Source organism: Cellulosimicrobium sp. ES-005 (assembly GCF_040448685.1).
In the GTDB taxonomy this organism is placed as follows: domain Bacteria; phylum Actinomycetota; class Actinomycetes; order Actinomycetales; family Cellulomonadaceae; genus Cellulosimicrobium; species Cellulosimicrobium cellulans_G.
The window spans coordinates 4,082,810-4,109,287 of sequence record NZ_CP159290.1 but is presented as its reverse complement, the minus strand read 5'-3'; the positions used below and the strand labels follow the sequence as shown (position 1 = coordinate 4,109,287).

The window sequence follows — 26,478 nt, the reverse complement described above, 5'->3', positions numbered from 1 at the left end:
GCCTGCGGGCGGCGGACCTCGTACTCGCCGGGCCGGGCCGGCTTCTGGTCGTCAGCCACGGTCGACCTCCTTGTCGTGCGGTGTGTCTCGGGGGGCACCGGTGCCCGGCGAGCGGGACGCCCCGGGCGAGCCCGCGTCGTCGGGCACGAGGGCGCGGCGGCGGGGCGAGGGCGGGAGCGACTGGCCCGGCAGCGGCGGGACGGGGAACCCGCCCGCGAACGCGTCGAACGGCTCGGGCCCGGTCCCCGCGGCGCGGGGCGTCGCTCCGGGTGGGGCCTTCTTCTCGGGCCAGAACCAGACGACCACCACGACCACCAGGGCCAGCGCGACGGCGATGCCGACGAAGACGCGGAGGTCGACGTCGAGGAACTGGCGCACGGCCTGGGCGACGGCGAGCAGCACGAGCCACGCGAGGGCGAACGGGATGAGGACCTTCCAGCCGAACCGCATGAACTGGTCGTAGCGCAGGCGCAGCAGCGTGCCGCGGACCCACACGAAGAAGAACATGACGGCCCAGACCTTGACGAGGAACCAGAGGATGGGCCACCAGCCCTCGTTGAACATCCCGTCGTTGATCGCCGAGAGCGGCCACGGGGCGCGCCACCCGCCGAGGAACAGCGTCGTCGCGACGGCGGAGACGTTGAGCATGTTGATGTACTCCGCGAGGAAGAACCACGCGAACTTCATCGACGAGTACTCGGTCATGTACCCGGACACGAGCTCGCCCTCGGCCTCGGGGAGGTCGAACGGGAGGCGGTTCGTCTCGCCGACCATGGAGATGACGTAGATGACGAACGCGGGCAGGAGCGGGAGGAACCACCAGAGCTGCGTCTGCGAGTCGACGATGCGCGAGGTCGACATCGACCCCGCCATGAGGAAGACGGAGACGAGCGAGAGGCCCATCGCGAGCTCGTAGCTGATGACCTGGGCCGTCGAGCGGACCGACCCGAGCAGCGGGTACGTCGAGCCGGACGACCAGCCGCCGAGCACGATCCCGTACACGCCGAGCGACGCGCACGCGAGGATGTAGAGCGTCGCGACCGGGAAGTCCGTGAGCTGGGCGGGCGTCACGTAGTCCGTGAACGGGATCTGCACCTCGGGCCCGAACGGGATGACCGCGAACACGAGCAGCGCGCAGAACACGGAGATCATCGGGGCGAGCAGGTAGACGAACTTGTCCGCCGCCTTGACGGTGATGTCCTCCTTGAGCAGGAGCTTCATCGCGTCGGCGAGCGACTGGAGCAGGCCGAACGGGCCGTGCCAGTTGGGGCCCGGGCGCACCTGCATGCGCGCGACGACCTTGCGCTCGAACCAGATCGCGAACAGCACGCTCGTCAGCAGGAACACGAGGATGAGGACGGCCTTGACGAGGTAGGTCCAGCCGTTGTCCTGCGAGAAGTTCGCCGTGATCCCGGGCACGCCCGGGGTCTCGGCAGCGAGTGCGTGGACGAGCCTCATGCGCCCTCCCCTCCGTCGGTGCTCCCGGGGCCGAGCCGGACGACGTCGCCCGGCACGGCGCCGAGCGCCGCGTGCACGGACGATCCCGGCGACCGCAGCGGCAGCCACACCACGTGGTCGACCATGTCGGTCACCACCACCGGGAGCGTGACCGCGCCCCGGTCCGTCGAGACGCGCACGAGGTCGCCGTCGAACACGTCGACCGCGGCGGCCGTCGTCGCGGACAGCCGCGCGACCGGCCGCTTCGCCGTCCCCGCGAGGTAGCGCTCGCCGTCCTGGCCGCGCGCGTCGTCGAGCAGGAGGCGCCAGCTCGCGAGGACCGCGGTCCCGGGTGCGACGGCGGGCGGCTCGGTGGTCTCGACGTCCGGCGCGGCGGCGCGCTCGCCGTCCCACGCGCCGTCGCCCACGAGCTGGTCCAGCTCGGCGCGCACCGCGTCCACGGTGCCGAGGCCGAGGCTGACGCCCGCGGCGTCGGCGAGCGCGTCGAGCACGCGGTGGTCCGTCATCGCCGTCGAGGCGAGCGCCGCCGGGAACCGGCGCACGCGGCCTTCCCAGCTCACGAACGCCCCCTCGCGCTCGACGGGCGGCGCCACGGGGAGCACGACGTCCGCCAGCTCGGTCACCGCCGAACGCCGCACCTCGAGCGAGACGACGACGTCCGCCGCCTCGAGCGCGCGGCGCGCGTGCGCCGGGTCGGGCAGGTCGTCGAGCTCGAGCCCGCCGACGAGCACGCCCGCGAGCTGGCCGACGGACAGGGCGTCGAGCATCTCCCCCACGTCGCGGCCCGCGGTCGCGGGGAGCCCGGTCGGCTGGTCGTCCGTGGCGGCCACGCCCCAGACCGTCGCGACGTCGACACGGGCCGCGGCGTCGGCGACCGGGCGTCCGCCCGGCAGGAGGTTCGGCAGGGTGCCGGCCTCGACGCCGCCGCGCTCGCCGGCGCGCCGCGGGACCCACGCGAGGCGTGCGCCCGTCGCGGCGACCGCGCGCAGCAGCGCGCTGTACCCGCCGCGCGTCGCGGCGAGCCGCTCGCCGACGAGGATCACGGCGCCCGGCGCCCGGAGCGCGTCGCTGACCTCGGCGAGGAGGTCGGTGCCCTCGGCCTCGTCGAGCGTGCGGACCTGGTCGCCCGCGGCGATGCCGTCGAGCCACTCCGCCTCGGTGCCCGGCGCGGCGGGGAGGAGCGTGCCGTGCATGCGCTGCACGCCGCGCGACGCGAACGGCGCGACGGAGAACACCCGCACCCCGTGCCGCACGGCGCCCTTGCGCAGGCGCAGGAACGTCACGCCCGCCTCCTCCTCGGCCTCCAGGCCGACGAGGAGGACCGCGGGCGCCTTCTCGAGGTCGGTGAAGGTCACGCCGCCGGCGTGGCCGACAGCCCGGCCCGCGACGGCGTGCGCCAGGAACTCCGCCTCCTCGGCGCTGTGGGCGCGGGCGCGGTGGTCGACGTCGTTCGTGCGCAGCCACGTGCGCGCGAGCTTCGCGTACGCGTAGGCGTCCTCGAGGGTGAGCCGACCGCCCGGGAGGACGGCGACGCCCCCGGCGTCGCGAGCCCGCGTCAGGGCCTCGGCCGCGACCTCGAGCGCCTCCGCCCAGGAGGCGGGGCGCAGCTCGCCGCGCGTCACCGACCCGTCCGGGGCGACCTCGCGGTCCCGCACGAGCGGGTGCGTCAGGCGGTCCGGCGCGGACTGCCACGTGAACGCGAAGCGGTCGCGGTCGGTGATCCACTCCTCGTTCACGAGCGGGTCCTCGCCCGCGAGGCGGCGCAGCACGACGCCGCGGCGGTGGTCGACGCGGATCGCCGAGCCCGACGAGTCGTGCTCGGAGACCCCGGGGGTCGAGACCAGGTCGAACGGGCGCGAGCGGAACCGGTACGCCGCGCCCGTGAGGGCGCCCACCGGGCAGATCTGCACGGTGTTGCCCGAGAAGTACGACGCGAACGGCAGCCCCGACTCGTCCTCGAGCGCGAGCCCGACCGGGCGGTCTCCCGGCGCCTGACCCGCGGGCGGCGCGAAGTCCAGCACCGCCTCGTCGAACCGGCCGATCTGCTGCGCGGCGCCGCGCTTCTGGAGGTCGATGAACGCGTCGCCCGCGATCTCCTGGGAGAAGCGCGTGCACCGCTGGCACAGCACGCAGCGCTCGCGGTCGAGCAGGATCGTCGTCGAGACCGCGATCGGCTTGGGGAACGTGCGCTTGACGTCCACGAACCGGCTCGTCGCGCGACCGTTGCTCATCGCCTGGTTCTGCAGCGGGCACTCGCCGCCCTTGTCGCACACCGGGCAGTCGAGCGGGTGGTTGATGAGCAGCAGCTCCATGATCCCGTGCTGCGCCTTGTCGGCGACCGGGCTCGTGCGCTGCGTCTTGACCACCATGCCGGGAGTCGCCTCGAGCGTGCACGACGCCTGGGGCTTCGGCATGGGCCGGACGTTGCCCTCGCGGTCCGGCGTCGCCACCTCGACGAGGCACTGGCGGCACGCGCCCGCCGGCTCCAGCAGGGGGTGGTCGCAGAACCGCGGGATCTGGATCCCGATCTGCTCGGCCGCGCGGATCACGAGCGTGCCCTTCGGCACCGACATCTCGACGTCGTCGATCGTGAACGTCACGTGGTCCGCGGGGACCGGGGGCTTGGCCGCGCCACCCGTGGGAGCGGCGGCGGAGCCGGTGCCCGGGGCGGGGGTCGTGGTCGTCATCAGTGCACTCCTGCCGTCAGGACGCGGGCCGGGCGGGGCGTGTAGTCGAAGAGGGCCGCTGCGGCGGGGTCGAACGGGCAGCGGTGCTCCGTGATGTGCGCCTCGTACTCGTCGCGGAACAGCTCGATGCTGCTCGTCACGGGCGACGTGGCGCCGTCGCCGAGCGCGCAGAACGCACGGCCCAGGATGTTGTCGCACGTGTCGAGGAGCAGGTCGAGGTCGGACTCCGTGCCCTGGCCCGCCTCGATGCGCGCCAGCACCTGCTTCATCCAGTACGTGCCCTCGCGGCACGGCGTGCACTTGCCGCACGACTCGTGCGCGTAGAAGTCCGTCCACCGGCTCACGGCCCGCACGACGCACGTCGTCTCGTCGAAGAGCTGGAGCGCGCGCGTGCCGAGCATCGAGCCCGCCGCCGCGACCGACTCGTAGTCGAGGGGGGTGTCGAGGTGGGCGTCGGTGAACAGCGGCGTCGACGAGCCGCCCGGCGTCCAGAACTTCAGCGCCTTGCCGCCCCGCATCCCGCCCGCGAGGTCGAGCAGCTCGCGCAGCGTCGTGCCGAGCGGCGCCTCGTACTGCCCGGGACGCGTCACGTGGCCCGAGAGCGAGAACAGGCCGAACCCGGCCGACCGCTCCGTGCCCATCGACGTGAACCAGTCGGCGCCGCGCGCGACGATCGACGGCACGCTCGCGATGGACTCCACGTTGTTGACGACGGTCGGGCGCGCGTACAGGCCCGCGACCGCCGGGAACGGCGGCTTGAGCCGCGGCTGGCCCCGGCGCCCCTCGAGCGAGTCCAGCAGCGCCGTCTCCTCGCCGCAGATGTACGCGCCCGCACCGGCGTGGACCGTGACGTCCAGGTCGAAGCCCGAGCCCTGGACGTTCTTGCCCAGGAACCCGGCCTCGTACGCCTCCTCGACCGCGCGCAGCAGGCGGCGGTACACGTGCAGCACCTCGCCGCGCACGTAGATGAACGCGTGGTGGCACCCGATCGCGTACGACGTGATCGCCACCCCCTCCACGAGCGCCTGCGGGCTCGCCAGCATGAGCGGGATGTCCTTGCACGTGCCCGGCTCGGACTCGTCCGCGTTGACGACCAGGTACCGCGGGCCGCCGTCGGGCGCGGGCAGGAAGCCCCACTTCATGCCCGTCGGGAAGCCCGCGCCGCCGCGGCCGCGCAGGCCCGACGCCTTGACCGTCGCGACGACGTCCGCCGGGTCCTGGGCGAGCGCCGTGCGCAGCCCCGCGTACCCGCCGCGGTCCACGTACGACGCCAGCGTCCAGGAGCGGTCCGCGTCCCACGTGTCCGACAGGACGGGGGTCAGCGGGTCCGGTGCCGGCCGGGTCACGGTGCCCTGCTGCTCGCTCATGCGTCCGCTCCCTTCGACGGGTCGGGCTGGGTGCCAGGAGACTCGGCCTTGCCGCCGGGGTCGACGTCGGCACCGGTCGTCGGCTTCCGCTCGGCGCTCGACTGCTCGCCGCCCGTCACGGGCCTCTCGGGAGCCGGCTCGCCAGCCGAGGTAGAGCCCTGGTCCGGCGAGGTAGAGGCCTGGTCGGTGCCGGGGGCGGTCCAGCCCTGCTCGCGCGCGAGGCGGAGGCCGGCGAGGGTGGGCTCGCCGGCACCGACGCCCTCGTCGGCGCGGCCGTCGGGGAAGCCCGCGAGGACGCGGCTCATCTGCTTGAAGGTGCACACGCTCGCGGCGCCCCGGGTCGGGGCGACGGGCTCGCCCGCGCGGAGGCGGTCGACGACGTCGGTCGCCGACCCGGGTGTCTGGTTGTCGAAGAACTCCCAGTTGACCATCATGACCGGCGCGTAGTCGCAGGCCGCGTTGCACTCGACGCGCTCGAGCGTGATCGCGCCGTCCTCCGTCGTCTCGTCGTGGCCGACGCCGAGGTGGTCGGAGAGCTCGTCGAAGATCGCGTCGCCGCCCATGATCGCGCACAGCGTGTTGGTGCAGACCCCCACGGTGTACGTCCCGTTGGGGTGGCGCTTGTACTGCGTGTAGAACGTCGCGACGGCGGAGACCTCGGCCGCGGTGAGGCCGAGCTGCTCCGCGCAGAACAGGATGCCGTCGCGCGAGACGTAGCCGTCCTCGGACTGCACGAGGTGCAGCATAGGGAGCAGCGCCGAGCGCGACTCGGGGTAGCGCGCGACGATCTGCGCGGCGTCGGCGGCGAGGCGCGCCGTCGTCTCCGCGTCGTACCCGGGGCGCGGGGCGCCCGCGGGCGTGCCGTTCGTCGCAGGTCCGGCGTCGATGGTCATCGGTCCACCCCTCCCAGCACGGGGTCCAGGGAGGCGACGGCGACCACGACGTCGGCCACCTGGCCGCCCTCGCACATCGCCGCCACGGCCTGGAGGTTGTTGAACGACGGGTCGCGGAAGTGCGCCCGGTAGGGGCGCGTGCCGCCGTCGGACACGAGGTGCACCCCGAGCTCGCCGCGCGGGTGCTCCACGGTCTGCCACGCCTGCCCGACCGGGACGCGGAAGCCCTCGGTGACGAGCTTGAAGTGGTGGATCAGGGCCTCCATGGAGGTGCCCATGATCTCCTTGATGTGGTCGAGCGAGTTGCCCTGGCCGTCGCTCCCGATCGCGAGCTGCGCGGGCCACGCGATCTTGCGGTCGCCCACCATCACGGGCTGCCCGGCCGTCTGCTCGAGCCGCTCGAGGCACTGCGCGACGATGTGCAGCGACTGGTAGCACTCCTCGAGCCGCAGCACGACGCGGTCGTAGCAGTCGGCGCCCGTCGCGGTGGGGACGTCGAAGTCGTACGTCTCGTAGCCGCAGTACGGGTCGGACTTGCGCACGTCGTACGGGTGACCCGTGGAGCGCAGCACCGGCCCGGTGACGCCGAGCGCCATGCAGCCCGCGAGGTTGAGGTGCCCCACGCCGACGAGCCGGCCCTTGAAGATCGGGTTGGCCAGCATGAGGTCGCCGAGCTGGCCGAGGTACCGGCGGATGAGCGGGTCGGCCTTGCGGACCTGCTCGACGAGGTCCGGCGGCACGTCCTGCGCGACGCCGCCGGGGCGGACGTACGCGTTGTTCATGCGCAGGCCCGTGACCGCCTCGAAGATCCGCAGGATCTCCTCGCGCGCGGTGAACGCGATGGTCATGACGGTCGTCGCGCCCATCTCGTTGCCGCCGGTGCCGAGGCACACGAGGTGGGACGCGATGCGGTTGAGCTCCATCATGAGCACGCGGATGACGCTCGCGCGCTCGGGCACGTCGTCCGTGATGCCGAGCAGCTTCTCGACCGCGAGGCAGTACGCCGTCTCCTGGAACAGCGGCGCGAGGTAGTCCATGCGGGTGCAGAACGTGACGCCCTGCGTCCACGTCCGGTACTCCATGTTCTTCTCGATGCCGGTGTGCAGGTAGCCGATGCCGCAGCGCGCCTCGGTGACCGTCTCGCCGTCGATCTCGAGCATGAGGCGGAGCACGCCGTGCGTCGACGGGTGCTGCGGGCCCATGTTGACGACGATGCGCTCCTCGCCGAGCGCGGCCGCCGCGACGGCGCTCTCGGCGATGTCCGCCCAGTCGCCGCCCGACGCCTCGAAGCTCGGGACGCCCTGGTCGAAGTCGCCGACGGGCGGGCGGGTCGAGTGCGGGGCGGCGCCGGGGGCGCCGGTGGTGTGCGTGCTCACGAGTACGACCTCCTCGTGTCGGGCGGGGGCACGGTCGCGCCCTTGTACTCGACGGGGATCCCGCCGAGCGGGTAGTCCTTGCGCTGCGGGTGGCCCGGCCAGTCGTCGGGCATCTCGATGCGCGCGAGCGACGGGTGGCCGTCGAAGACGATCCCGAAGAAGTCCCACGTCTCGCGCTCGTGCCAGTCGTTCGTCGGGTAGACGGACGTCGTGGTCGGCACGTGCGGGTCGGCGTCGGGCACCGACACCTCGAGGCGCAGCCGACGCCCGTGCGTGATCGACGTGAGGTGGTAGACGGCGTGCAGCTCGCGGCCGACGTCGTGCGGGAAGTGCACGCCGCTCACGCCCAGGCTCAGCTCGAACCGCAGGTCCTGGTCGTCGCGCAGCGCGCGACACACCTCGACGAGGTGGTCGCGGTGCACGTGGATCGTCAGCTCGGCGTGCGCGCCGGGCGGGTCCACCACGACGCGCTCCACCGCCGCCTCGAACCGCGTGCCGCCCTCCGCGAGCACCTCGGCGAGGACGTCGACGACCTCGTCGAACCAGCCCCCGTACGGTCGCGGGCTCGCGCCGGGCATCGCGACGGGCTGGACGAGCCCGCCGTACCCCGACGTGTCGCCCGAGCCGTGGACCCCGAACATGCCCTCGCGCACCTCGACGACCTCGAGCGTGCGCGGCGCGCCCGCCCCGGTCACCAGGTCGCCCGACCTCGGTCCGGAGACCTCCTCGGGCTGCGGCACGGGCGTGCCGCCGCCCGTCTTCTCGTCCGTCACCGCAGCAGCCCCTTCATCTGGAACGTGGGCGTCGCCTCGAGCGCGGCCGCCTCGGCGGCGCGTGCCGCCTCCTTGCGGTTCACGCCGAGCGGCTCGTGCTGGATCTGGTCGTGCAGCGCGAGGATCGCGTTGATGAGCATCTCCGGACGCGGCGGGCAGCCCGGCAGGTAGATGTCCACCGGCACGATGTGGTCGACGCCCTGCACGATCGCGTAGTTGTTGAACATGCCGCCGCTGGACGCGCACACGCCCATCGACAGCACCCACTTGGGCTCGCTCATCTGGTCGTAGACCTGCCGCACGACCGGCGCCATCTTCTGGCTCACGCGCCCGGCCACGATCATGAGGTCCGCCTGGCGCGGCGAGGCGCGGAAGACCTCCATGCCGAAGCGCGACAGGTCGAACCGCGAGGCGCCGGCGGCCATCATCTCGATCGCGCAGCACGCCAGCCCGAACGTCACGGGCCAGAGCGACGCCTTGCGCAGGTACCCCGCGAGGTCCTCGATCGTGGTGAGCAAGAAGCCCGAGGGAGCCTCCTCGATCCCCATGGTGTTCTCCTAGTTCTCTCGCCGGTGCCGGCTGCCGCGGACGATCGGTCGCCTGCTCAGTCCCACTCGAGACCACCCCGCCGCCACTCGTAGACGAACGGGACCGTGATGAGCGCGAGGAACGCGAGCATCGCGACGAGGCCGAAGGTCGCGAGCGTCGCGAAGTCGACCGCCCACGGGTAGAGGAAGACGACCTCGATGTCGAAGACGATGAACGTCATGGCGACGAGGTAGTACTTGATCGGGAAGCGCCCGCCGCCGATCGCGTGGGGCGTGGGCTCGATGCCGCACTCGTAGGCGTCGAGCTTGGCGCGGTTGTACCGCTTGGGGCCGATGACCGCGCTCGCGGCGACACCGCCGAGAGCCAGCACGGCGGCCACGCCCATGAGGACGAGAAGCGGTACGTACGGGTTGGTCATCGCGTACTCCTCGAGTGGGGGCTCGGGACGGGAACGCCCGGGCGGTGTCCGGGAAGACCTCTGGGTGGTGCGAGCGCCCGCGTCGTTGCGGGCCCACCTCGTGGGCTCATGACGAGGGCACCACCCTCGTCAGCCCCGCGATCACGCGGTCGACCCAGTCGCCGCCGCGGGGCTCGTAGCAGTCGGACAGGAGCTTGAGGACGAACCGCATGACCACCGGGCGCGGGAGCCCGTAGCGCGTGCAGATCCGCATGATCTCGGGGTGCTCGATGAGCTTCACGAAGTACCGGCCGAGCGTGTAGTAGCCGCCCAGCTCGCGGCGCATGATCCGCGGGTACGTCTGGAGCGCGCGCTCGCGACCGCCGTCGGTGAGCCGCACGCGGGACTGGGCGACGACGTCGGCCGCCGCCCGCCCGGCCTGCATCGCGTAGGCGATCCCCTCGCCGTTGAAGGGGCTCACCATGCCGCCCGAGTCCCCGACGAGCAGCACGCCGCGCGTGTACAGCGGCGTGCGGTTGAAGCCCATGGGCAGCGCCGCGCCGCGCACCGGGGCGAGCCGGTTCTCCTCCGTGAACTCCCACTCGGCGGGCGCGTTGCGCATCCAGGTGGCGAAGAGGTCCTTGTAGTCGACGTTCGCGGCGGACTGGCGCGCCGGCGTCGAGCTCACGGAGCCGAGCCCGACGTTCGCCGTCCCGTCGCCGAGCGAGAAGATCCAGCCGTAGCCGGGCAGCAGGTTGGACTCGCGCGGCGTGCCGTCCCACAGCTCGAGGTGGGACTCCATCCACGGGTCGTCGTGGCGGGGGGTGCGGAAGTACGTGCGGACGGCGACGCCGATCGGGCGGTCCTCGCGCCGCGCGAGGCCGAGCGCGAGCGCGAAGCGCGACGAGACGCCGTCGGCCGCGATGACGACGGGCGCGCGGTAGGTGACCTCGTCGCCCGCGCGCCGGCCCTTGTCGTCCACGGGGCGGGCGGTGACGCCGACGACGCGGCCGGTGCGCTCGTCGAGCACGGGGCCGGTGACCGCGGTGCGCTCCAGGAGCTTGGCCCCCGTGCGCTGCGCGTGCTCGGCGAGGGTCCGGTCGAACGAGTGGCGCGCGCGGGCCATGCCGTAGCTGGGGTACGACGCGAGGTCGGGCCACGCGAGCTCCCACGAGCGGCCGCTCGCGACGACGCGCAGGCCCTGGTTCCGGATCCAGCCGTCCTCGGCGCGGGTCGGCACGCCCATGCGCACGAGCTCGGCGACCGCGCGCGGCGTCAGGCCGTCGCCGCAGATCTTGTCGCGCGGGAACGACGACTTCTCCAGCAGGAGGACGCTCAGCCCGGCGGCGGCGCAGTAGTGGGCCGCCGCGGAGCCGGCCGGGCCCGCGCCCACGACGATGACGTCGGCGTCGTCGAGCCTCGCGCCCACCGTGCTCACCTCACCGTCCGGTCGTCGGGACACACCTCGTGGTGGTCCACCGTGACCCGGGTCGGGACACGGCGCACCCACGGTCCTTGTGAAGTCGGTCACAATGGACATCGCCACTCTAGTCACTCCCGACGCGGGATGTGTAGCAAGGCGACCCTTCCCTGGGAGATCCTGTGACGAAGGTCCTCCCGCGCGACGACTCCCGACCCTGTGGATCGGGACCGGCGGGCAAGGGGGCCGGAGCGGCCATGGCCTAGCCTCCCCGCGCCGCCGCGGGACGCACGGCGGGCGGCGGGCGCGCGTCGCCGCAGGTCAACGACCGTCGGACGACGCCGCCCGGGCCCGCCCGAGCCGGGCGAGCGCCAGGCCGGCCCCGGCTGCGAGCGCCGCGGCGGTCGCGAGCCACCACGTGTCGACCCCGGTGCGGGCCAGCCCGGGGCCGGTCGACGGCGGCTCCCCCGGGGCGGGCGCCGGGCCGGTGCCCGGGACGCCCACGAGGTGCACCGTCTCCAGCACGCCGGCGACCGAGCGGCGCGTGGACGACGGCGCGTCCGCCGACATCGCGACGCTCACCTCCACCCGGCCCACCTCCCCGGGATCGAGGACGGGCCCCTCCCAGGTCGCGGCGCGCGGCGCCGCGCCGTCCAGCCGGACGTCGAGCCACGCGCCGAGCCCGGTCCGCACGACGGCCGGGTCGACGTCGGCCGCGAGGTCCACGAGGACGCGCGCCGCCGTCGGGCCGTCGTTGCGGACCCACAGGTCGCGCGCGACGGTCGCTCCCGGCACGACGAGCGCGTCCGGACCGAACAGGGACGCCGGGAGGCCCGTCGCCCACGTCGCGCCGTCGGCGCTCAGCCGGAGCGCGTCCTCCTCCCCCGACGCCGCGACCGCGCCGGTGCCCACCGAGGTGCCCGACGTCGCCCCCACCGAGGTGCCCGCCGTCGCCCCCACCGCCGCCTGGCCCGGCCCGGCGAGCACGACCGCGAGCAGCACGCCGGCGAGCGCACGGAGCGGCCCTCGGCCCGCGCCGCGGCTCACGGGACCACCGCCGGGGTCCTGCGGCGCCGCGCGCGCTCGCGCAGTCCCGCCGCGACCTGCCAGGCGCCCCACCCGAGGAGCCCGGCGGCGGCCACGACGGCGACGGTGCGGCGCGTGTCCCCCGACACCGCGGAGCTCACCCACCCGAGCAGCGGGACCGCGTAGACGACCGACCCGCGGACCTGCACGGGGCGGACGGGCTCCGGGTCGGGTGCGGCGTTGGCGTCGCCCTGCGTCGTGAGCACCCGCTCGTCGTCGGCCCCCACCCCGACGCCGACGACCCGGTGGGTGACGACCTCCGGCCGGCCCGACACGAGCTGGTACGTGACCACGTCCCCCGGCGCGACGCGCGCGACGTCGACCGGCCGGACGACGACCATCGTCCCGGGCGCGTACGTCGGCCGCATGGACCCGGTGAGCACCGTGTACGGCGTCGCCCCCAGCACGAGCGGCACGACGACCCCCACGAGCGCGAGCGCGACGGCGCACCCGAGCGCGAGCACGCCGAGCGCCCGGGCGAGCGGCCCGTGCCGCCGCGTCGCGCCGCGCTCGCGGTGCCGCCCGCCGCGGGGCCGCTCAGCCACAGGAGACCCCCGAGAGCCCGGTGCCCGCGAGGAGCGCGCCGCGGACCGCGACCGCGTTGCTCGGGACCGAGACCCATCCCGACGCGTGGACGGACTGGACGCTGACCTGCAGGATCGTGCCGCCCAGCAGCAGGTCGAGGATCGACTGGAGGAGCCCGCCGAGCAGCGACTCGGTGATGACGAGCTGCGTCGCCGTGGTCTCGGTGGTCGTGGACTGCCCGCCTCCCGCGATCGTCACGCGGTAGCGGGCCGGGGCGGGCGTCGGCGCGGTCCACCGCACGGTCGCGCTCCGCGCGAGGTTGGTGCCCGTCGTCGCGCACGTCGTCCCGGTCGGGGCGGGGATCGTCCCCGCCGACGCCGTCGTCCAGAGCGACCCGCTCGCCGTCCACCACGCGACGGCCGGGCCGCCGACGAGCGCGAGCGCCACGGCCAGCGCGGCGACCACCCGGAGCCGGGCGCCGCGCGTCACGACGGCCTGCTCTCGAGCGTGACCGTCACCGCGACCTGGGCGCTCTGGCCCTGCCAGTCGCTCGGGCTCCCCGCGGGCAGCGTGTAGCGGACGCACACCTGCGTCGTCGCGCCGCGCGCGTACGTCTGCGGACTGAGTGCCCCGGCGGGCAGGGCCGTCCCCGTGCACGTCGCCCCGGGGTAGAACGCGACGGTGGGCCGCACGGTCCCCTCGTAGGCCACCGCGAGCCGGTAGCGCCACGTGCCGTCGCCCGTGTGGGTGACGGCGACCACTCCGTCGCGGGACTGGCCCGGCAGCATCGCCGTGAGGTCGGGGAACGTCTGCCACGACGTCTCGACGCCGAACGAGCCCGACCGCACGTCCGCACCGCTCACGGGCTGCGACGCCGACCACGTCGCCCACGCCGCACCCGCGGAGAGCGGCAGCGCGGCGAGCGCGAGCACGACCAGGGCGCGCACGGCACCGCGCCGCCCGTGCGCGACGCGTCCGCCCGCGCCGCCCGGACCGGGTCGGGCGCGACGACGTGCGACCCGGGCGCGGCGGCGGGACAGGTCGACCCCCACCGCGGTCCTCTCAGAGGTGCTGCTCGAGCGTGAACGTCAGGCTCGAGAGGTTCACCACGGAGCTCGTCGCGACCTGGTCGGCGGTGGCCGCGTCGAACGTCAGCGTGACGTCGGCGTCGACCGCCGGGTAGGCGGCCGTCGACGGCGCGACCTCGTACGTCCCGTCACCGTTGGCGGTGGCCCACGCCGGCGGCCCGTCGAGCACGAACGCCACGTCGAGCGCGTCGACGAGCGCCTGGTCGCCCGTGAGGCCGTCCGTGCCGCTCACGGCGAGGGTCGCCTGCAGCGAGTCGCCGATCGCGGTCACCGTGATCGGCTGGCTGAGCGCCAGCACGTCGCCCGGGACGATGCGGACGGCCGTGACGTCCGCGACCGCGGTCCCGTTGAGCGTCCAGGCGGCCGTCCCCAGCGCGAGGTCGAGGTCGCCGGAGCTGATGTCCCCCGCCTCGGCGACGGCCTGCGAGTCGGACCACAGCGCGTAGGTCCCGGCTCCTCCGAGGAGGAGCAGCGCACCCGCCCCGATCGCCAGCGCACCCTTGGTCAGACGTTCCATGTCGTGCCCCCGTCATGCCGCGCGCGGGCCCCCTTCGGCCGCGCTCGTCCCTCGACGGTAGGCCGGACGGCGCGGACCGGCATGGGGAGCCGCCGCTCGGGACGGGTGAATTCGGTGTCGCCGGGACCGCTCCGGCGACGGCGTCAGGCGGGGCGCGTGCCCCGGTGGAGCGCGACGATCCCGCCGGAGAGGTTGCGGTAGGCGACCTTCTCCCAGCCCGCACGGAGCAGGAGCCGGCCGAGACCGACCTGGTCGGGCCAGGCGGCGATGGACTCCGCGAGGTACTCGTACGAGCCGCCCTCGCGCGTCACCGCGGCGGCGATGCGCGGCAGCGCCTGCACCAGGTACTCCTGGTACACGACGCGGAACGGTGCCCACGTCGGGGTCGAGAACTCGCAGATCACGACCCGCCCGCCGGGCCGCACGACGCGCAGCATCTCGCGCAGCGCCGCCTCGGTGTCGACGACGTTGCGCAGGCCGAACGAGATCGTCACGGCGTCGAACGTGCCGTCCGCGAACGGCAGGCGCGTCGCGTCACCGGCGACGAACGGCAGGTCGGGCCGGCGCTCCTTGCCCACCTGGAGCATGCCGAGCGAGAAGTCGCAGGGCACGACGCGCACCCCGTCGTCGGCGAACGGCTCGGACGACGTCCCGGTCCCCGCCGCGAGGTCGAGGACCTTCTCGCCCGGCAGCGCGCCGACCGCGCGCACCGTCGCCCGGCGCCAGGCACGGTCCTGGCCGAACGACATGATGTCGTTCGTCAGGTCGTAGCGCGAGGCGATCCCGTCGAACATCGACGCGACCTCGGAGGGCTTCTTGTCCAGGTTGGCGCGGGGCATGCGGCCCATGCTTCCACGTCCCCGCACCGCAGGGCGCACCCGCGCGCGCGGCTTACGCTGGGAGGCGATGACTGCAGAACCGTCGGCCACGGCCGCACAGCCCCAACCTCGGCCGAGCATCGTCGTGCGGACCACCCGGATCCCCGACCTGCCCGGCGGCCTGGACGCCCTCGTCGACCTCCTGCCCGACGCGCGGCCGCTCGCCTGGGTGCGTCGTGGCGACGGGATCGTGGGCTGGGGCGAGGCGCTGCGGCTCGAGACGTGGGGACCGGGCCGGTTCGCCGACGCCGAGGCCGCGTGGCACGAGACGCTCGCGCGCGCCGTCGTGCGCGACGAGGTGGGGCTGCCCGGGACGGGTCCGGTCGCGTTCGGGTCGTTCGCGTTCGACGACTCCGCCCCCGGCGACGACGCCCACGACCCGGTCCGCGCGGGCGGCGTGCTCGTCGTGCCGCGCGTCGTCGTCGGCCGGCGCGACGGCCACGCGTGGCTCACGACCGTCGACACCGCGGGCTCCCTGTCGTCCTCCCCGACGGACGCGCTGCGCCGCACGCCGCGCGCTCCCGTCACCGCGCCCGGCGCCGTGGCGTGGCACGACGGCGCGCTGCGGGCCGACGACTGGGCCGCCGTCGTCGCGGAGGGCGTCGAGCGCATCCGGTCGGGCGCGCTCGAGAAGGTCGTGCTGGCGCGGGACGTCGTCGCGCACACGGCCGAGCCCGTCGACCCGCGCTGGCTGCTCGCACGGCTCGCGACGTCGTACGAGGCGTGCTGGACGTTCTCCGTCGACGGCCTCGTGGGCGCGACGCCCGAGCTCCTGGTCCGCAGCGAGAAGGGTCTCGTCACCTCGCGCGTGCTCGCGGGGACGATCCGCCGCGGCGGGCTGTCCGACGACGAGGCGCTCCTGCGGGCGGCCCAGCTCGCCCGGTCGTCGAAGGACCTGGAGGAGCACGAGTACGCCGTGCGGTCGGTCGCGCAGGCCCTCGCCCCGTTCTGCTCGTCGATGAACGTCCCCGACGCGCCGTTCGTGCTGCACCTGCCGAACGTCATGCACCTCGCGTCGGACGTGACCGCGGTCCTCGCGCGCGGGACGAGCGCGCCGGGCTCGCTGTCGGCCGGCACCGGTCCCGGGCCGACGAGTCTCGCGCTCGCCGCGGCGCTGCACCCGTCCGCGGCCGTGTGCGGCACGCCGACGAGCGTCGCGCGCGACCTCATCCGCGAGATCGAGGGCATGGACCGCGGCCGGTACGCCGGGCCCGTCGGGTGGCTCGGCGCGGACGGCGACGGCGAGTGGGGCATCGCGCTGCGCTCGGCCGAGCTCTCGGCGACGGACCCCCGGTCGGTGCGGCTGTTCGCCGGCTGCGGGATCGTCGCGGCCTCCGACCCGGCGGCCGAGGTCGCCGAGTCCGAGGCGAAGCTCGAGCCGATGCGCTACGCGCTCGGCGGGGCCTGACGTCCGCGGCGCGCCGTCCGCCTCGTCCGGGCGGTCGTGCCTGCGTGCCTGCGTGCCTGCGTGCCTGCGTGCGGAACGTCACCCCCGCCGACTTTCGACCGCCACCCGGACGACCGGGCCCGGCGCCCGCGGCGCTGCTAGGTTTCGGGAGGTGTCCGACTCCTCCCAGTTTTCCCGTCCTCGTCCCACCGCCCCGTCCGGCGTGCTCGTCCGCCGGGCCGTCGTCGCCGACCGCGACGCCGTGTGGCCGCTCGTCCTGGAGCTGCCTCGCCACGACCCCGAGCGGGAGGCGTTCGAGCGGTCCTTCGGCCCGCTGCTCGCCGCGCTCGACACGTACTTCGCGGTCGCGGAGCTGCCCGACCAGGGCGTCGTGGGGTACCTGCTCGCGAACCGGCACCTGACCTTCGCGTCCAGCGGCGTCGTCTGCCGGGTCGAGGAGGTCGCGGTCCTCCCGCAGCACCGCCGCCAGGGCATCGGCCGCCACCTGCTCGAGAGCGCCGAGGAGTGGGCCGCCGAGGTCGGGGCACGCCGCGTCGGGCTCGCGACCGGGCTCTCCAAGGAGTTCTACGTCTCCGGCGGCTACGCCGAGACCGCCGGCTTCTTCACCAAGCGCGTGGAGGCACCGGCGGCGCCGACCGCGGCGGGCGGCGACGCACCGTGGGCGCCGAGCGCCGCCACCGACTGAGCAGTCCGGACCGACGACGAGCGGCCGGCACGGGGATCCGTGCCGGCCGCTCGGTGCGGTACCCGGTCCGCGGGGGGACGTCCGTGGTCCGGTCACCCGCCCGTCGCGGTCAGAGGTCGCGACGGGACGTGGCGCGGGGTACGGGTCGCGCGTGCCGGCACGACGACCCGCCCCCGCAGATCGTGGGCGCCCCTCGCGGGGTGCCCGTCAGGGTCAGCCCTGGCCGCCGAAGAACCAGTCGAACGGGTTGGGCACGTTGCCCGGGTCCGTCGGGTCGGTCTGCTGACCCTGGTCGCCGCCCTGCTCGCCACCCTGGTCGCCCTGGCCGGGGAGCTGCCCCTGACCGTCCTGGCCGGGAAGCTGCCCCTGGCCGCCCTGCGACCCCTGGCCGGTGGTCTCGTCGTCCGCGGGACGCGTCGCGAGCGTGACGTCGAGATCGAGCGTCTTGCCGTCGCGCACCACCGTCAGCGTGGACTTCGCGCCCGCGGCGCGCTCGCGCACGAACGCGGTGAGCGACTCGGCGCCGCCGACGGCGTGGTCGTCGATCGCGACGATCACGTCGCCGGACCGGATGCCGGCGTCGGCCGCGGGCGACCCGTCGGTGACCTCCTGGACCTCGGCGCCGCGACGCGTGACGCCGTCCGCGGTCGCGGTCGCGTCCGCGAGCGTCACGCCGAGGAACGCGTGCTCGGCGGTGCCGTTCTCGATGAGCTGCTCGCTGATCGACTTCGCGAGGTTCACCGGGATGGCGAACCCGAGGCCGATCGAGCCGGACTGGGTCCCGCCGCCCGACAGCGTGGCGATCGACGACGTGATGCCGATGACGCGACCCTGCGCGTCGAACAGCGGGCCGCCGGAGTTGCCGGGGTTGATCGCGGCGTCGATCTGGATGGCGTTCGTCACGACGGACGTGCCGCCGTCCTCGCCCGACGCGGAGACCGGCCGGTCGACGGCCGACACGATGCCCGTCGTCGCGGTGTTCGCGAGGCCGAGCGGGTTGCCCACCGCGAGGACCGACTCGCCGACGCTCACGTCGTCGGAGTCGCCGAGCGTCGCGGGCTGCAGGTCGTCGGGCGCGTCGACGAGCTGCACGACGGCGAGGTCCGTCGCCGGGTCGAGCCCGACGATCTTCGCCTCGAAGAGCCGGCCGTCGCTGAGCGTCACCTGGACGGTGTCGTTCTCCGCCCCGGACACGACGTGGTTGTTCGTGAGCACGTGGCCCTTGTCGTCGATGATGACGCCCGACCCCTCGGCGCCGCCCTGCGAGGTCTGCACCTGGATCGCGACGACCGACGGCGCGACGGCCTTCGTCACGGACTCCCAGTTCGGGTTCTGCGAGGACGAGTCGGAGACGGGCGCGGCCGTGCTCTCCTGGCGCTGGCCGACGTCGGCGAGCGACGCGGAGTCCTGGTCGGCGCCGAACGCGCCCGTGAGGCCGGCGGTGCCGACGCTCGCGAGGACCGCGGCCGCGGCGGCGGCGCTCACGACCGGCACCCAGGTGCGCCGGCGCCTCGGGGCGTCCGCCGCGCCCTGCGCGGTCGGGACCGGCGGCGCGGGCGGCGGCCCGAAGCTGCCGGACGGCGCGTGCGGCCCGGGCTGCGTGGGACGCGCGTACGGGTTGGGCATCGCCGTCCCTGCGGTGTGCGCCGTCGGGGCCGGCTGCGGCGTGGTGAGGTGCTGCACGTGCTGCGGCGCCTCGAGCGGCTGCGTCGGGTGCGCGGTCGGGTGCGCCGCGGTCGGCGGGAGCGGCTGCGTCGTGGCGACCGGGGCGAGCGGCTGCGTCGGCGCCGCGGTGGGCGTCTCGGCAGCGACCGACGCGGCACGCTCGGCGGCGGCGGGCGTCGTGGCGGCGGGCGTGGCGGCCGGCGTCGACGCGGGCGCGTCGGGGGCCGGCGTGGTGGGGGTGGGCTCCGTGCCCGGGGTGTTCGTCATGGTGGGCCTCCTCGGTTCTGCCCACTACTTCACACCGCCGCGCTTGAACGAGGCTTGAACGAGCCTGGGAGTTCGCTGCGAGTTCTGGGCGCCGTCGTCAGCGGTCCGCCGCGAGCGCCGCGCGGACGGCGTCGCGCACCCGCTCGCCCAGGCGCAGGCCGGCCTCTCGCCGGTCCGTCCGCGACACGTGCACCTCCAGCACCTGGACGCCGTGGCTCGGGGCCGCGAGCGCGTGCCGCAGCGAGGGGACGTCCTGCACGAGCTGGTGGTCCACGCCGTACCCCGCGCAGAGCTGGGCGAGGTTCGCGCCGTGCGGCGTCGCGAACACCCGCTCGAACGTGCGCCCCGCCACCGCGGACGTCTCCCCCAGGGCGCCCGGCTCGAGGCCCGCGAAGATCGAGCCGCCGTCGTCGTTCACCACGACGAGCTGCAGGTCGACGTGCGGCTCGTGCGGACCGCGCAGCAGCCCGCCCGCGTCGTGGAGGAACGTGAGGTCGCCGAGCAGCGCGCGCGTGCGGCGGTGCGGCCGGGCGGTGGCGACCGCCGCGCCGAGCGCGGTCGACACGGTGCCGTCGATCCCGGCGAGGCCGCGGTTCGCCAGGACGCGCGGGGCGTCCGCGTCGAGGCCGAGCACGAGGGCGAAGTCCCGCACCGGGTTGGACGACCCGACCACGAGCAGGTCGTCCGGCCCGCACGCGCCGACCACGGCGCGCGCCACGCTCGGGCCGTCGGTCAGCGACCCGTCGGTCGCCGCGGCGACGACCTCGACGGCCGCCGCCGACGCCGCGCGCCAGCGCGCGAGCCAGCCCGTGTCGGTCGCGTGGTCCGACGCCGGTCCGGGCACGGGCCCGGACGGGTCCGGGGCGCCCGGGCGCGGGTCGAGCCACCGGTCGGGCACCGCCGTCAGGACCGTCGACGCGTTGCGCGCGGCGTCGGGCCACGGGCCGGCGCCCGGTGCGACGACGCTCACCTCGACGTCGGGCCGCCCGAGCAGGCGCTGCACGGGCCGCGAGAGCGTCGGCCGGCCGAGCACGACGACGTGCTCCACGCCGTCCACGAGCTCGTCGACCCCGAGCACGAGCGCGTGCGCGGCGACCAGGTTCGGGCCGCCCGCCGCCCCCGACGACGGCTCCGCGAGCAGCGGCCAGCCGCGCGCCTCGGCGAGGACGCGCGCGGCCCGGCCCGCGCCGTCGCCCGCGACGACGACGGTCCGCCCGCCGGGGACCGGCACGGCGACGGGAGCGACGCCGGGGAGAGCGGCGTCACCGCCCGGCTGCGGCTCCACCGGCTCGGGCGGCGCCGCGGCCGGCAGCACGACGGCCGCGCGGACGCCGCGCGGGTCCGTGGCGGGCGCGTCGGAGCCGGGCGCCGCGTCGGGGACGAGGGGCTCGCGGTAGGCGAGGTCGAGGTGCACCGGGCCGGGGTGCCCCGAGCGGGCGCCGACCGCCTCGGCGAGCGCACGCGTCGCGACGGCGAGGAGGTCGCGCACCTCGCCCGGGCGCCCGTCGGGCGCGGGGACGTCCGCGGCGAACCGCACGGCCGGTCCGAAGATCCCGGCCTGGTGCGTCGTCTGGTTGGCGCCCGTGCCGCGCAGCTCGTGCGGCCGGTCGGCGGTGAGGAGCACGAGCGGGACGCCGGTGTGGTGCGCCTCGAGCACCGCGGGGTGGAGGTTCGCGACGGCCGTCCCGGACGTGGTGACGACCGCGACGGGCCGGGGCAGCGGGACGCCGCCGCGCGCGACCGGCCCGGTGCCGCGCGACAGGCCGAGCGCGAGGAAGCCGGCCGCGCGCTCGTCGACGCGCACGTGCAGCGTGAGGCGCCCGAGGTCGGACGCCGCCGCGAGGGCGTAGGCGAGCGGCGCGCTGCGCGACCCGGGCGCGAGGACGACGTCGGCGACGCCCTCGTGCAGCAGCCGGTGCACGAGCACGAACGCGCTGCGCACCGCCGGCGGCTGGGCGTCCAGGCCGTCGAGCAGAGCGTCGAGGTCCGCGCCGCCGGGCGGGGCGCCGGCGCCCGGGCCGGGCGTGCCCACGGGCGCGGTCACCGGGCACCCCCCGCGAGCAGCAGGCCGGCGACGCGGTCGAGCCGCTCGCGCCAGCGGCGGTCCGTCTCGTCGTCGGGCGCGGTGGCCGCGAGCGCCGCGGCGGCGGGCTCGGGGCGGACGACGGGCAGGGCGCCGTCGACGGGGACGAGCGGGTGGTCCACGACGTCGGCCGCGAAGAGGTTGACCGTCGCGAGGCCGCACGCGTACGGGAGCTCGGGGAGCGCGGCGGCGAGCGCGACGCCCGCGGCGATGCCCACGGACGACTCGAGCGCGGACGACACGACGACGGGGATCCCGACCTGGTCGGCGAGGTCGAGGCACGCGCGCACGCCGCCGAGGGGCTGGACCTTGAGGACGACGACGTCCGCCGCGTCGGCGCGGACCACGGCGAGCGGGTCCTCGGCGCGGCGGACCGACTCGTCCGCGGCCACGGGCACGGCCCTGTCGCCCGGCTGCCCGCGCCGGACGGCCGCCAGCCCGGCGACGTCCGCGCACGGCTGCTCGACGTACTCGAGCCCGCCGGCGGCCCGGTCGAGGAGCGGCAGGCGCCGCAGGGCCTCCTCGGCGTCCCACGCACCGTTGGCGTCGACCCGGACCCGCCCGCCCGGGCCGAGCGCGTCGCGCACGGCCCCGAGGCGCGCGACCTCCGCGGCCACGGGCTCGAGCGTCCCGTCGGGTCCGCGCTGGGCGACCTTGACCTTCGCGGTGCGGCACCCGCCGGACGCGGCGACGAGCTCGCGCGCACGGTCCGGCCCGACGGCGGGGACCGTGACGTTGACGGGCACGCGGTCGCGGACGGCGGCGGGCCAGCCCTGGTCGGCCGCCTCGCGGGCGGCCCGCAGCCAGGCGGACGACTCGGCGTCGTCGTAGTCCCAGAACGGCGAGAACTCCCCCCACCCCGCCTCCCCGCGCAGCAGCACGCCGTCGCGGGCGTCGAGCCCGCGGAACCGCGTGGTCAGAGGGGTCCGGTAGACGACGGTCTCGAGGCGGTCGGGCACGCCCTCCAGGCTAGGCCACCGCACGCTCCCCCACGTCGCGGGGCGTCGGCTCGCCGCTCAGGCGTTCACGAGCACCGCGACCACGAGCGCGACGATCACCGCGTTGAACGCGAACGCCACGACGGCGTGCGTCGTGACCATCCGGCGCGTCCCCGTGTCGAGCACGGTGACGTCGGCGGTGGAGAACGTGGTGCTCACGCCCGCCGCGAGGTACACGTAGTCGGCGAAGGCCCGCGGCCCCTGCCCCGGGAACGCGAACCCGCCGTCGCCCGCCGCGACGTCGCGCCGGGCGTAGTGCACGGAGTAGGAGACGAGGACCGTCACCCACGACACGACGATCACCGCGACGCCGAGCACCGTGATCGCGGGGACGGCGGCCCACGCGACCCCTTGGGCGAGCACGAACCCGACGAGCAGGGCCATGAGCGCGAACTGGACCGACCACGCCGCCGAGCCCCCGCCGAGGAGCCACGTGCCCACCCGGCCCCGGCCGTCGGGGTGCGCCGCGACGAGCGCCCGCTCGAGCGCGGGCCCGCGACGCCCGGCGAACGCCACGCACGTGAGCACGCAGTACAGCCCCGACAGCACCACCCACACGAGGAGGCCGGCCGCGACGGGCGCGGTGCCGTCGTCGAGCCCGAGCGGACGGACCGCGAGGACGACCGCGAGGGGTCCCAGCACGAGCGCGACGCCGGTCGACGTGAGCGAGCGGACGCTCTCCGGGACCAGGCGGTCGCGCAGGGCGGGTCGGGTGGACGCGGGTCGACGGCTCATGGCCCGCGAGGCTATCGCGACCGTCCGGCGCGGTGCCCGACCCGTCCTCGGCCGGTCGTCAGCTCGCGCGCGACCGGGCCACGAGCTCGCGGACGCGCTGCAGGGCGAGGTCGCGCACGTCGTGCCCCTCGCTCAGCGCGCTCACCGCGGCGCCGTCCACCACGGCGACGAGCAGCGCGGGCGGCACGCTCGCGAGCCCGCGCACCGCGAGGAGCTGGGCGACGGCGTCGTCGAGCCCCTGCCGGCCCTCGCCGTAGGCACGCGCGAGCGCGGGGTAGCGGCCCGCGCCCACGAGGTGCTCGTAGAAGCCGCGCAGCTCGCTCTCCCCGCCGGGCGGCAGGACCGCGTCGACGAGCACGTGCGCGTCCTCGCGCGCCCGGTCCCCGCCCCGCGCGGCCCGCTCGGCGGCTCCTCGCGCGTGGTCCGCCCACCCGGAGACGACGACCTCGCCGGCCGCGCCGATGAGGTCGTCGAGCCCGGTGAAGTAGTACGTCGTGGCGGCGAGCGGGACGTCGGCCCGGGACGCGACGGCGCGGTGGGTCACCGCGGCGGGGCCCTCCTGGAGGATGAGGTCCGCGGCGGCGCGGACGATCGCGTCGCGGCGCGCGACCCCGCGCGCCTGACGACGCGGTGCGGGTCGCGGGTCGACGGTCTCGGTCGGCATCGGTGTCAGTGCCCTCCCCCGGAGAGGTTGAGCCCCACGACCCCCGCGACGATCAGCACGAGGGAGATCACCTTGAGGATCGTGACGGGCTCGTCGAACAGGACGACGGCGAGGATAGCGGTCAGCGAGGCGCCGATCCCCACCCAGACACCGTAGGCCACGCCGACGGGCAGGGACTTCAGGGCGATGCTCAGGCCGACCATGCTCAGGACGAGCATGACGACGAACGCGACGCTCGGCCACAGCCGGGTGAAGCCGTGCGACGCCTTGAGGCTGAGAGCCCAGCCGGCCTCGAGCATGCCGGAGAGGATGAGGACGATCCATGCCATGGGGAGACTCCCTCGGGTCGGCGCACCGGGTGGCAGGGCCCGCCGTCGTGCGCAGAACTGGTACTAACGTACCAGTTACTCGGGACCCGTCAAGACCGCCGCCCGGAGCACGCGCGCGACGCGCTCGACGTCGCCGTCGCGCACGCGCGCGGTCCCGACCACCACCCCCGCCTCGTGGCGGTCCACCCCCGTCCCGCTCAGCGGCTCGGCGGGCACGCCCGCCGCGTGCAGGCCCGCGACCGCGGCGCGCTCGGCGGCCGGGCCGGGGAGCGGGACGACGAGATGGAGCCCGGCGGCGACCCCGCCCACCTCGACCCCGGGCAGGGCGTGCGCGAGCGCGTCGAGCAGCAGGCGCCGCCGCCGCTGGTACACGAGCCGGGCCCGGCGCAGGTGGCGCTGGTAGGCGCCCGAGCCGAGCAGCGCCGCGAGCGCCGCCTGCTCGGGCACGGACGTCCCGAGGTCCGCGTGCCGCTTCGCCTCCACCAGGGGCCCGACGACGCGCGGCGGCGCCACGACCCAGCCGAGCCGCAGCGCGGGCGAGAGGAGCTTGGACACGGAGCCGAGCAGCACGACGCGCTCCGGGTCCAGGGCCCGCACCGAGGCGACCGGCTCCCGGTCGTAGCGCAGCTCGGCGTCGTAGTCGTCCTCGAGCACGAGGCGGTCGCCCGCCGCGGCCCAGGCGACGAGGGCGCGCCGTCGCGCGGGGCCGAGCACGACCCCGCGCGGGAACTGGTGGGCGGGCGTCACGAGGACGGCGCGCGCGTCGTCGGGCAGCAGGTCCGCGCGCAGACCCTCCGTGTCCACCGGCACGCCGACGGTGCGCAGGCCGGCGTCGCGCAGCAGCTCGAGCGCCCCGCGCGACGACGGGTCCTCGACCGCCACGCGCACGGGCCCCGCCGGTCGCGCGCCCGCGACCCGCCCCGCGACGAGCAGCCGGGCGAGGAGGGAGAGCGCCTGCGCGACCCCGCTCACCACGACCACGTCCTCCGCCGCGACGTGGGCGCCGCGCGCTCGGCGCAGGTGGACCGCGAGCGCCTCGCGCAGCGCCGGCAGCCCCTGCGGGTCCGGGTAGCCCAGGTCGGCGTCGGCCAGTCCCCGCATCCCGTCGCGCACGGCGCGCGCCCACGCGGCGCGGGGGAAGAGCGCAGGGTCGGGCGTCCCGACGCTCGCCGGCCGCGCCGCCCCTGACGCCCGCCGGGGTCCGGGCTCCGCGCCGGGCACCGCACCGGCCGGGCCCGCCGCCGTCCCCGGACGGCCCGACGGCGGCGCGGGCAGCGCCGCGACGACCACCCCCGACCGGGGCCGGGACACGAGCAGCCCTTCGCCGACGAGCACGTCGACGGCGGTGGTCACGGTGCCGCGCGAGAGGCCGAGCACCGCCGCCGCGTCGCGGCTCGACGGGAGCGCCGCGCCCGCCTCGAGGCGCCCGTCCACCACGGCCGCGCGCAGACCGGCCTGCAGCCACCGGCCGACGTCGCGCCCGGGGGGCGGGCCGAGGGCGAGCAGCAGCGCGTCGGGCTCGATCCGGGTCACCATCTGGCCCAGTGAACCAGGCAGGATCTGGACCTGCACCCTGGTCCAGGGGCGTCCCTACGGTCGACGCATGTCCCTCCTCGCACGTCCCTCTCGCCACGGCTCTCGGTCCGACGTCGTCGGTCGTGCGCCCGGCCTCCCCGGACCGGCGGGGTCCGGCGACCTGCGGTGCGCCGCCGGCATGGTGATCGTCGGCTCGTCGTTCGTCGCGTCCGCCGCCCTCGCGGACTTCCCGGTGCTCGGCGGCCAGGCCGCGCGCTACGCCGTCGCGGCGCTCGTCCTGCTCGCCGTGCTCGCCGCGCGCCGCGTGCCGTGGGTCCTGCCGTCGCCGCGCGCGCTGCTCCGCCTCCTCGCGCTCGCCGCGACCGGACTCGTGGGGTTCAGCGTCCTCGTCGTCGAGAGCGCGGGCCGCGCGGACCCGTCCCTCGTCGGGGCCGTCGTCGGCGCCTCGCCGGTCGTGCTCGCCGCGGCCGCCGCGCTGCGGGCGCGCCGCGTCGCGGTCCGGACCCTCGCCGCGGCGGTGGTGGTGACGGCCGGCGTCGTGGTCGTCGAGGGCGGCGGCTCCGGCGACCCCGTCGGCGTCGCGCTCGCGCTCGGCGCGCTCGCGTGCGAGGTGTGCTTCTCGCTGCTCGCCGTGCCGCTCCTGCCGACGCTCGGTACGCTGCGCGTCTCCGCGTACGCGTGCGTCCTGGCCGTCCCGCAGCTCGCGCTGCTCGGCCTCGTCCGGCAGCAGGTCACGGGGCAGGCGTTCCTCGTCGTGCCCGACGCAGCCGAGCTCGCCGCGCTCGCGTACCTCGCCGTCGTCGTCACGGCCGTGGCGTTCCTCCTCTGGTACTCCGGGCTGGCCGCGATCGGCCCCGCGCGGGCCGGGCTGTTCGCGGGCCTCCTGCCCGTCGCGGCGCTCGGGGCCTCGGTCGCCCTCGGGTTCGAGTCGCCCGACGCCCGCTCCGTCGTCGGGACCCTCGTCGTCGGGGCCGGGCTCGTCCTCGGCCTCGCGGCGACGTCGCGGCGTCCCGACGCGCCGGCGCCCGCACGCCGCGCCGAGGAGCCGGCCCCCGCACCGAGCGCGAGCCTCGCCCCGCAGCGGCTACCGTGAC

25 protein-coding genes are annotated in these 26,478 nt (G+C 75.9%); 3 read left to right on the top strand and 22 right to left on the bottom strand.

Features of this window, described 5'->3' with window-relative positions:
* Nucleotides 1-51: 51 nt before the first annotated feature.
* The 15 genes from nuoH to ABRQ22_RS18280 all read right to left on the bottom strand — a co-directional run bounded on the left by nuoH (nt 52) and on the right by ABRQ22_RS18280 (nt 14,975).
* On the bottom strand, nt 52-1,458 hold the full coding sequence (gene nuoH, locus ABRQ22_RS18350; RefSeq protein ID WP_353707766.1) for an NADH-quinone oxidoreductase subunit NuoH: 1,407 nt from the start codon (nt 1,456-1,458) through the stop codon (nt 52-54).
* Nucleotides 1,455-4,145 carry an NADH-quinone oxidoreductase subunit G gene (locus tag ABRQ22_RS18345; RefSeq protein WP_353707765.1) on the bottom strand — a complete coding sequence of 897 codons (2,691 nt, stop codon included), beginning with the start codon at nt 4,143-4,145 and terminating at the stop codon, nt 1,455-1,457. The genes nuoH and ABRQ22_RS18345 overlap by 4 nt, the downstream gene beginning before the upstream one ends.
* Nucleotides 4,145-5,512 (bottom strand): NADH-quinone oxidoreductase subunit NuoF, encoded by a 1,368-nt coding sequence (nuoF, locus tag ABRQ22_RS18340; protein WP_353707764.1) that lies wholly within the window; start codon nt 5,510-5,512, stop codon nt 4,145-4,147. Before nuoF ends, ABRQ22_RS18345 begins: the two co-directional genes overlap by 1 nt.
* A complete protein-coding gene (gene nuoE / locus ABRQ22_RS18335) occupies nt 5,509-6,405 on the bottom strand; it encodes an NADH-quinone oxidoreductase subunit NuoE (protein ID WP_353707763.1) in 897 nt (298 codons plus the stop codon). The genes nuoF and nuoE overlap by 4 nt, the downstream gene beginning before the upstream one ends.
* The gene (locus ABRQ22_RS18330; RefSeq protein WP_253055135.1) at nt 6,402-7,664 is read right to left on the bottom strand and encodes an NADH-quinone oxidoreductase subunit D; all 1,263 of its coding nucleotides are present in this window, start codon (nt 7,662-7,664) and stop codon (nt 6,402-6,404) included. Before ABRQ22_RS18330 ends, nuoE begins: the two co-directional genes overlap by 4 nt.
* Nucleotides 7,665-7,777: 113 nt before the next feature.
* On the bottom strand, nt 7,778-8,479 hold the full coding sequence (locus ABRQ22_RS18325; protein ID WP_253055134.1) for an NADH-quinone oxidoreductase subunit C: 702 nt from the start codon (nt 8,477-8,479) through the stop codon (nt 7,778-7,780).
* 71 nt (nt 8,480-8,550) lie between these two features.
* Complete coding sequence (locus tag ABRQ22_RS18320; protein WP_047234408.1) at nt 8,551-9,102, bottom strand: NADH-quinone oxidoreductase subunit B; 552 nt, start codon at nt 9,100-9,102, stop codon at nt 8,551-8,553.
* Between the two features lie 56 nt (nt 9,103-9,158).
* Nucleotides 9,159-9,521 (bottom strand): NADH-quinone oxidoreductase subunit A, encoded by a 363-nt coding sequence (locus ABRQ22_RS18315; RefSeq protein WP_047234407.1) that lies wholly within the window; start codon nt 9,519-9,521, stop codon nt 9,159-9,161.
* A gap of 106 nt (nt 9,522-9,627) precedes the next feature.
* Nucleotides 9,628-10,929, bottom strand: coding sequence for a geranylgeranyl reductase family protein (locus tag ABRQ22_RS18310; protein ID WP_253055076.1), 1,302 nt, complete (start codon nt 10,927-10,929; stop codon nt 9,628-9,630).
* A 312-nt stretch (nt 10,930-11,241) separates the two neighbouring features.
* Nucleotides 11,242-11,967 (bottom strand): hypothetical protein, encoded by a 726-nt coding sequence (locus tag ABRQ22_RS18305; RefSeq protein WP_353707762.1) that lies wholly within the window; start codon nt 11,965-11,967, stop codon nt 11,242-11,244.
* Nucleotides 11,964-12,551: a signal peptidase I gene (locus ABRQ22_RS18300; RefSeq protein ID WP_353707761.1), complete on the bottom strand. Its 588-nt coding sequence runs from the start codon at nt 12,549-12,551 to the stop codon at nt 11,964-11,966. The genes ABRQ22_RS18305 and ABRQ22_RS18300 overlap by 4 nt, the downstream gene beginning before the upstream one ends.
* The gene (locus ABRQ22_RS18295) at nt 12,544-13,020 is read right to left on the bottom strand and encodes a hypothetical protein (protein ID WP_253055073.1); all 477 of its coding nucleotides are present in this window, start codon (nt 13,018-13,020) and stop codon (nt 12,544-12,546) included. Before ABRQ22_RS18295 ends, ABRQ22_RS18300 begins: the two co-directional genes overlap by 8 nt.
* The gene (locus ABRQ22_RS18290; RefSeq protein WP_253055072.1) at nt 13,017-13,583 is read right to left on the bottom strand and encodes a hypothetical protein; all 567 of its coding nucleotides are present in this window, start codon (nt 13,581-13,583) and stop codon (nt 13,017-13,019) included. The genes ABRQ22_RS18295 and ABRQ22_RS18290 overlap by 4 nt, the downstream gene beginning before the upstream one ends.
* 10 nt (nt 13,584-13,593) lie before the next feature.
* The gene (locus ABRQ22_RS18285; protein ID WP_253055071.1) at nt 13,594-14,136 is read right to left on the bottom strand and encodes an alternate-type signal peptide domain-containing protein; all 543 of its coding nucleotides are present in this window, start codon (nt 14,134-14,136) and stop codon (nt 13,594-13,596) included.
* Between the two features lie 143 nt (nt 14,137-14,279).
* Nucleotides 14,280-14,975: a demethylmenaquinone methyltransferase gene (locus ABRQ22_RS18280; protein ID WP_253055070.1), complete on the bottom strand. Its 696-nt coding sequence runs from the start codon at nt 14,973-14,975 to the stop codon at nt 14,280-14,282.
* 67 nt (nt 14,976-15,042) lie between these two features.
* On the opposite strand from ABRQ22_RS18280, the gene ABRQ22_RS18275 reads away from it, so the two are divergent.
* A complete protein-coding gene (locus tag ABRQ22_RS18275; RefSeq protein WP_353707760.1) occupies nt 15,043-16,422 on the top strand; it encodes an isochorismate synthase in 1,380 nt (459 codons plus the stop codon).
* Nucleotides 16,423-16,624: 202 nt separating this feature from the next.
* The gene (locus ABRQ22_RS18270) at nt 16,625-17,107 is read left to right on the top strand and encodes a GNAT family N-acetyltransferase (protein WP_353707759.1); all 483 of its coding nucleotides are present in this window, start codon (nt 16,625-16,627) and stop codon (nt 17,105-17,107) included.
* Between the two features lie 213 nt (nt 17,108-17,320).
* On the opposite strand, the gene ABRQ22_RS18265 is transcribed toward ABRQ22_RS18270, so the two are convergent.
* From ABRQ22_RS18265 to ABRQ22_RS18235, 7 genes are all read right to left on the bottom strand, one after another.
* Nucleotides 17,321-19,039, bottom strand: a complete 1,719-nt coding sequence (locus tag ABRQ22_RS18265) for a trypsin-like peptidase domain-containing protein (RefSeq protein ID WP_353707758.1) — start codon at nt 19,037-19,039, stop codon at nt 17,321-17,323.
* A gap of 97 nt (nt 19,040-19,136) precedes the next feature.
* Nucleotides 19,137-21,083: a 2-succinyl-5-enolpyruvyl-6-hydroxy-3-cyclohexene-1-carboxylic-acid synthase gene (gene menD, locus ABRQ22_RS18260; RefSeq protein ID WP_353707757.1), complete on the bottom strand. Its 1,947-nt coding sequence runs from the start codon at nt 21,081-21,083 to the stop codon at nt 19,137-19,139.
* Nucleotides 21,080-22,081 (bottom strand): o-succinylbenzoate synthase, encoded by a 1,002-nt coding sequence (locus ABRQ22_RS18255; RefSeq protein WP_353707756.1) that lies wholly within the window; start codon nt 22,079-22,081, stop codon nt 21,080-21,082. Before ABRQ22_RS18255 ends, menD begins: the two co-directional genes overlap by 4 nt.
* A 57-nt stretch (nt 22,082-22,138) precedes the next feature.
* Nucleotides 22,139-22,855, bottom strand: a complete 717-nt coding sequence (locus ABRQ22_RS18250) for a DUF1345 domain-containing protein (RefSeq protein ID WP_353707755.1) — start codon at nt 22,853-22,855, stop codon at nt 22,139-22,141.
* A gap of 58 nt (nt 22,856-22,913) precedes the next feature.
* Complete coding sequence (locus ABRQ22_RS18245) at nt 22,914-23,519, bottom strand: TetR family transcriptional regulator (protein WP_353707754.1); 606 nt, start codon at nt 23,517-23,519, stop codon at nt 22,914-22,916.
* A gap of 5 nt (nt 23,520-23,524) precedes the next feature.
* Nucleotides 23,525-23,848 carry a multidrug efflux SMR transporter gene (locus ABRQ22_RS18240; protein WP_253055063.1) on the bottom strand — a complete coding sequence of 108 codons (324 nt, stop codon included), beginning with the start codon at nt 23,846-23,848 and terminating at the stop codon, nt 23,525-23,527.
* A gap of 75 nt (nt 23,849-23,923) precedes the next feature.
* Nucleotides 23,924-25,384, bottom strand: a complete 1,461-nt coding sequence (locus ABRQ22_RS18235) for a PLP-dependent aminotransferase family protein (protein WP_353707753.1) — start codon at nt 25,382-25,384, stop codon at nt 23,924-23,926.
* Between the two features lie 67 nt (nt 25,385-25,451).
* Here ABRQ22_RS18235 and ABRQ22_RS18230 point away from each other — a divergent pair, with 67 nt between their 5' ends.
* The gene (locus ABRQ22_RS18230) at nt 25,452-26,477 is read left to right on the top strand and encodes a DMT family transporter (RefSeq protein WP_353707752.1); all 1,026 of its coding nucleotides are present in this window, start codon (nt 25,452-25,454) and stop codon (nt 26,475-26,477) included.
* Nucleotide 26,478: the final 1 nt, after the last annotated feature.

Bases quoted from the DNA above. Each gene is read 5' to 3' on its own strand.
- ABRQ22_RS18265 (WP_353707758.1), bottom strand. From the start codon at position 19,039: ATGACGAACACCCCGGGCACGGAGCCCACCCCCACCACGCCGGCCCCC.
- nuoF (WP_353707764.1), bottom strand. From the start codon at position 5,512: ATGAGCGAGCAGCAGGGCACCGTGACCCGGCCGGCACCGGACCCGCTG.
- ABRQ22_RS18315 (WP_047234407.1), bottom strand. From the start codon at position 9,521: ATGACCAACCCGTACGTACCGCTTCTCGTCCTCATGGGCGTGGCCGCC.
- ABRQ22_RS18320 (WP_047234408.1), bottom strand. From the start codon at position 9,102: ATGGGGATCGAGGAGGCTCCCTCGGGCTTCTTGCTCACCACGATCGAG.
- nuoH (WP_353707766.1), bottom strand. From the start codon at position 1,458: ATGAGGCTCGTCCACGCACTCGCTGCCGAGACCCCGGGCGTGCCCGGG.
- ABRQ22_RS18250 (WP_353707755.1), bottom strand. From the start codon at position 22,855: ATGAGCCGTCGACCCGCGTCCACCCGACCCGCCCTGCGCGACCGCCTG.
- ABRQ22_RS18235 (WP_353707753.1), bottom strand. From the start codon at position 25,384: ATGGTGACCCGGATCGAGCCCGACGCGCTGCTGCTCGCCCTCGGCCCG.
- nuoE (WP_353707763.1), bottom strand. From the start codon at position 6,405: ATGACCATCGACGCCGGACCTGCGACGAACGGCACGCCCGCGGGCGCC.
- ABRQ22_RS18345 (WP_353707765.1), bottom strand. From the start codon at position 4,145: ATGACGACCACGACCCCCGCCCCGGGCACCGGCTCCGCCGCCGCTCCC.
- ABRQ22_RS18275 (WP_353707760.1), top strand. From the start codon at position 15,043: ATGACTGCAGAACCGTCGGCCACGGCCGCACAGCCCCAACCTCGGCCG.
- ABRQ22_RS18240 (WP_253055063.1), bottom strand. From the start codon at position 23,848: ATGGCATGGATCGTCCTCATCCTCTCCGGCATGCTCGAGGCCGGCTGG.
- ABRQ22_RS18245 (WP_353707754.1), bottom strand. From the start codon at position 23,519: ATGCCGACCGAGACCGTCGACCCGCGACCCGCACCGCGTCGTCAGGCG.
- ABRQ22_RS18285 (WP_253055071.1), bottom strand. From the start codon at position 14,136: ATGGAACGTCTGACCAAGGGTGCGCTGGCGATCGGGGCGGGTGCGCTG.
- ABRQ22_RS18280 (WP_253055070.1), bottom strand. From the start codon at position 14,975: ATGCCCCGCGCCAACCTGGACAAGAAGCCCTCCGAGGTCGCGTCGATG.
- ABRQ22_RS18230 (WP_353707752.1), top strand. From the start codon at position 25,452: ATGTCCCTCCTCGCACGTCCCTCTCGCCACGGCTCTCGGTCCGACGTC.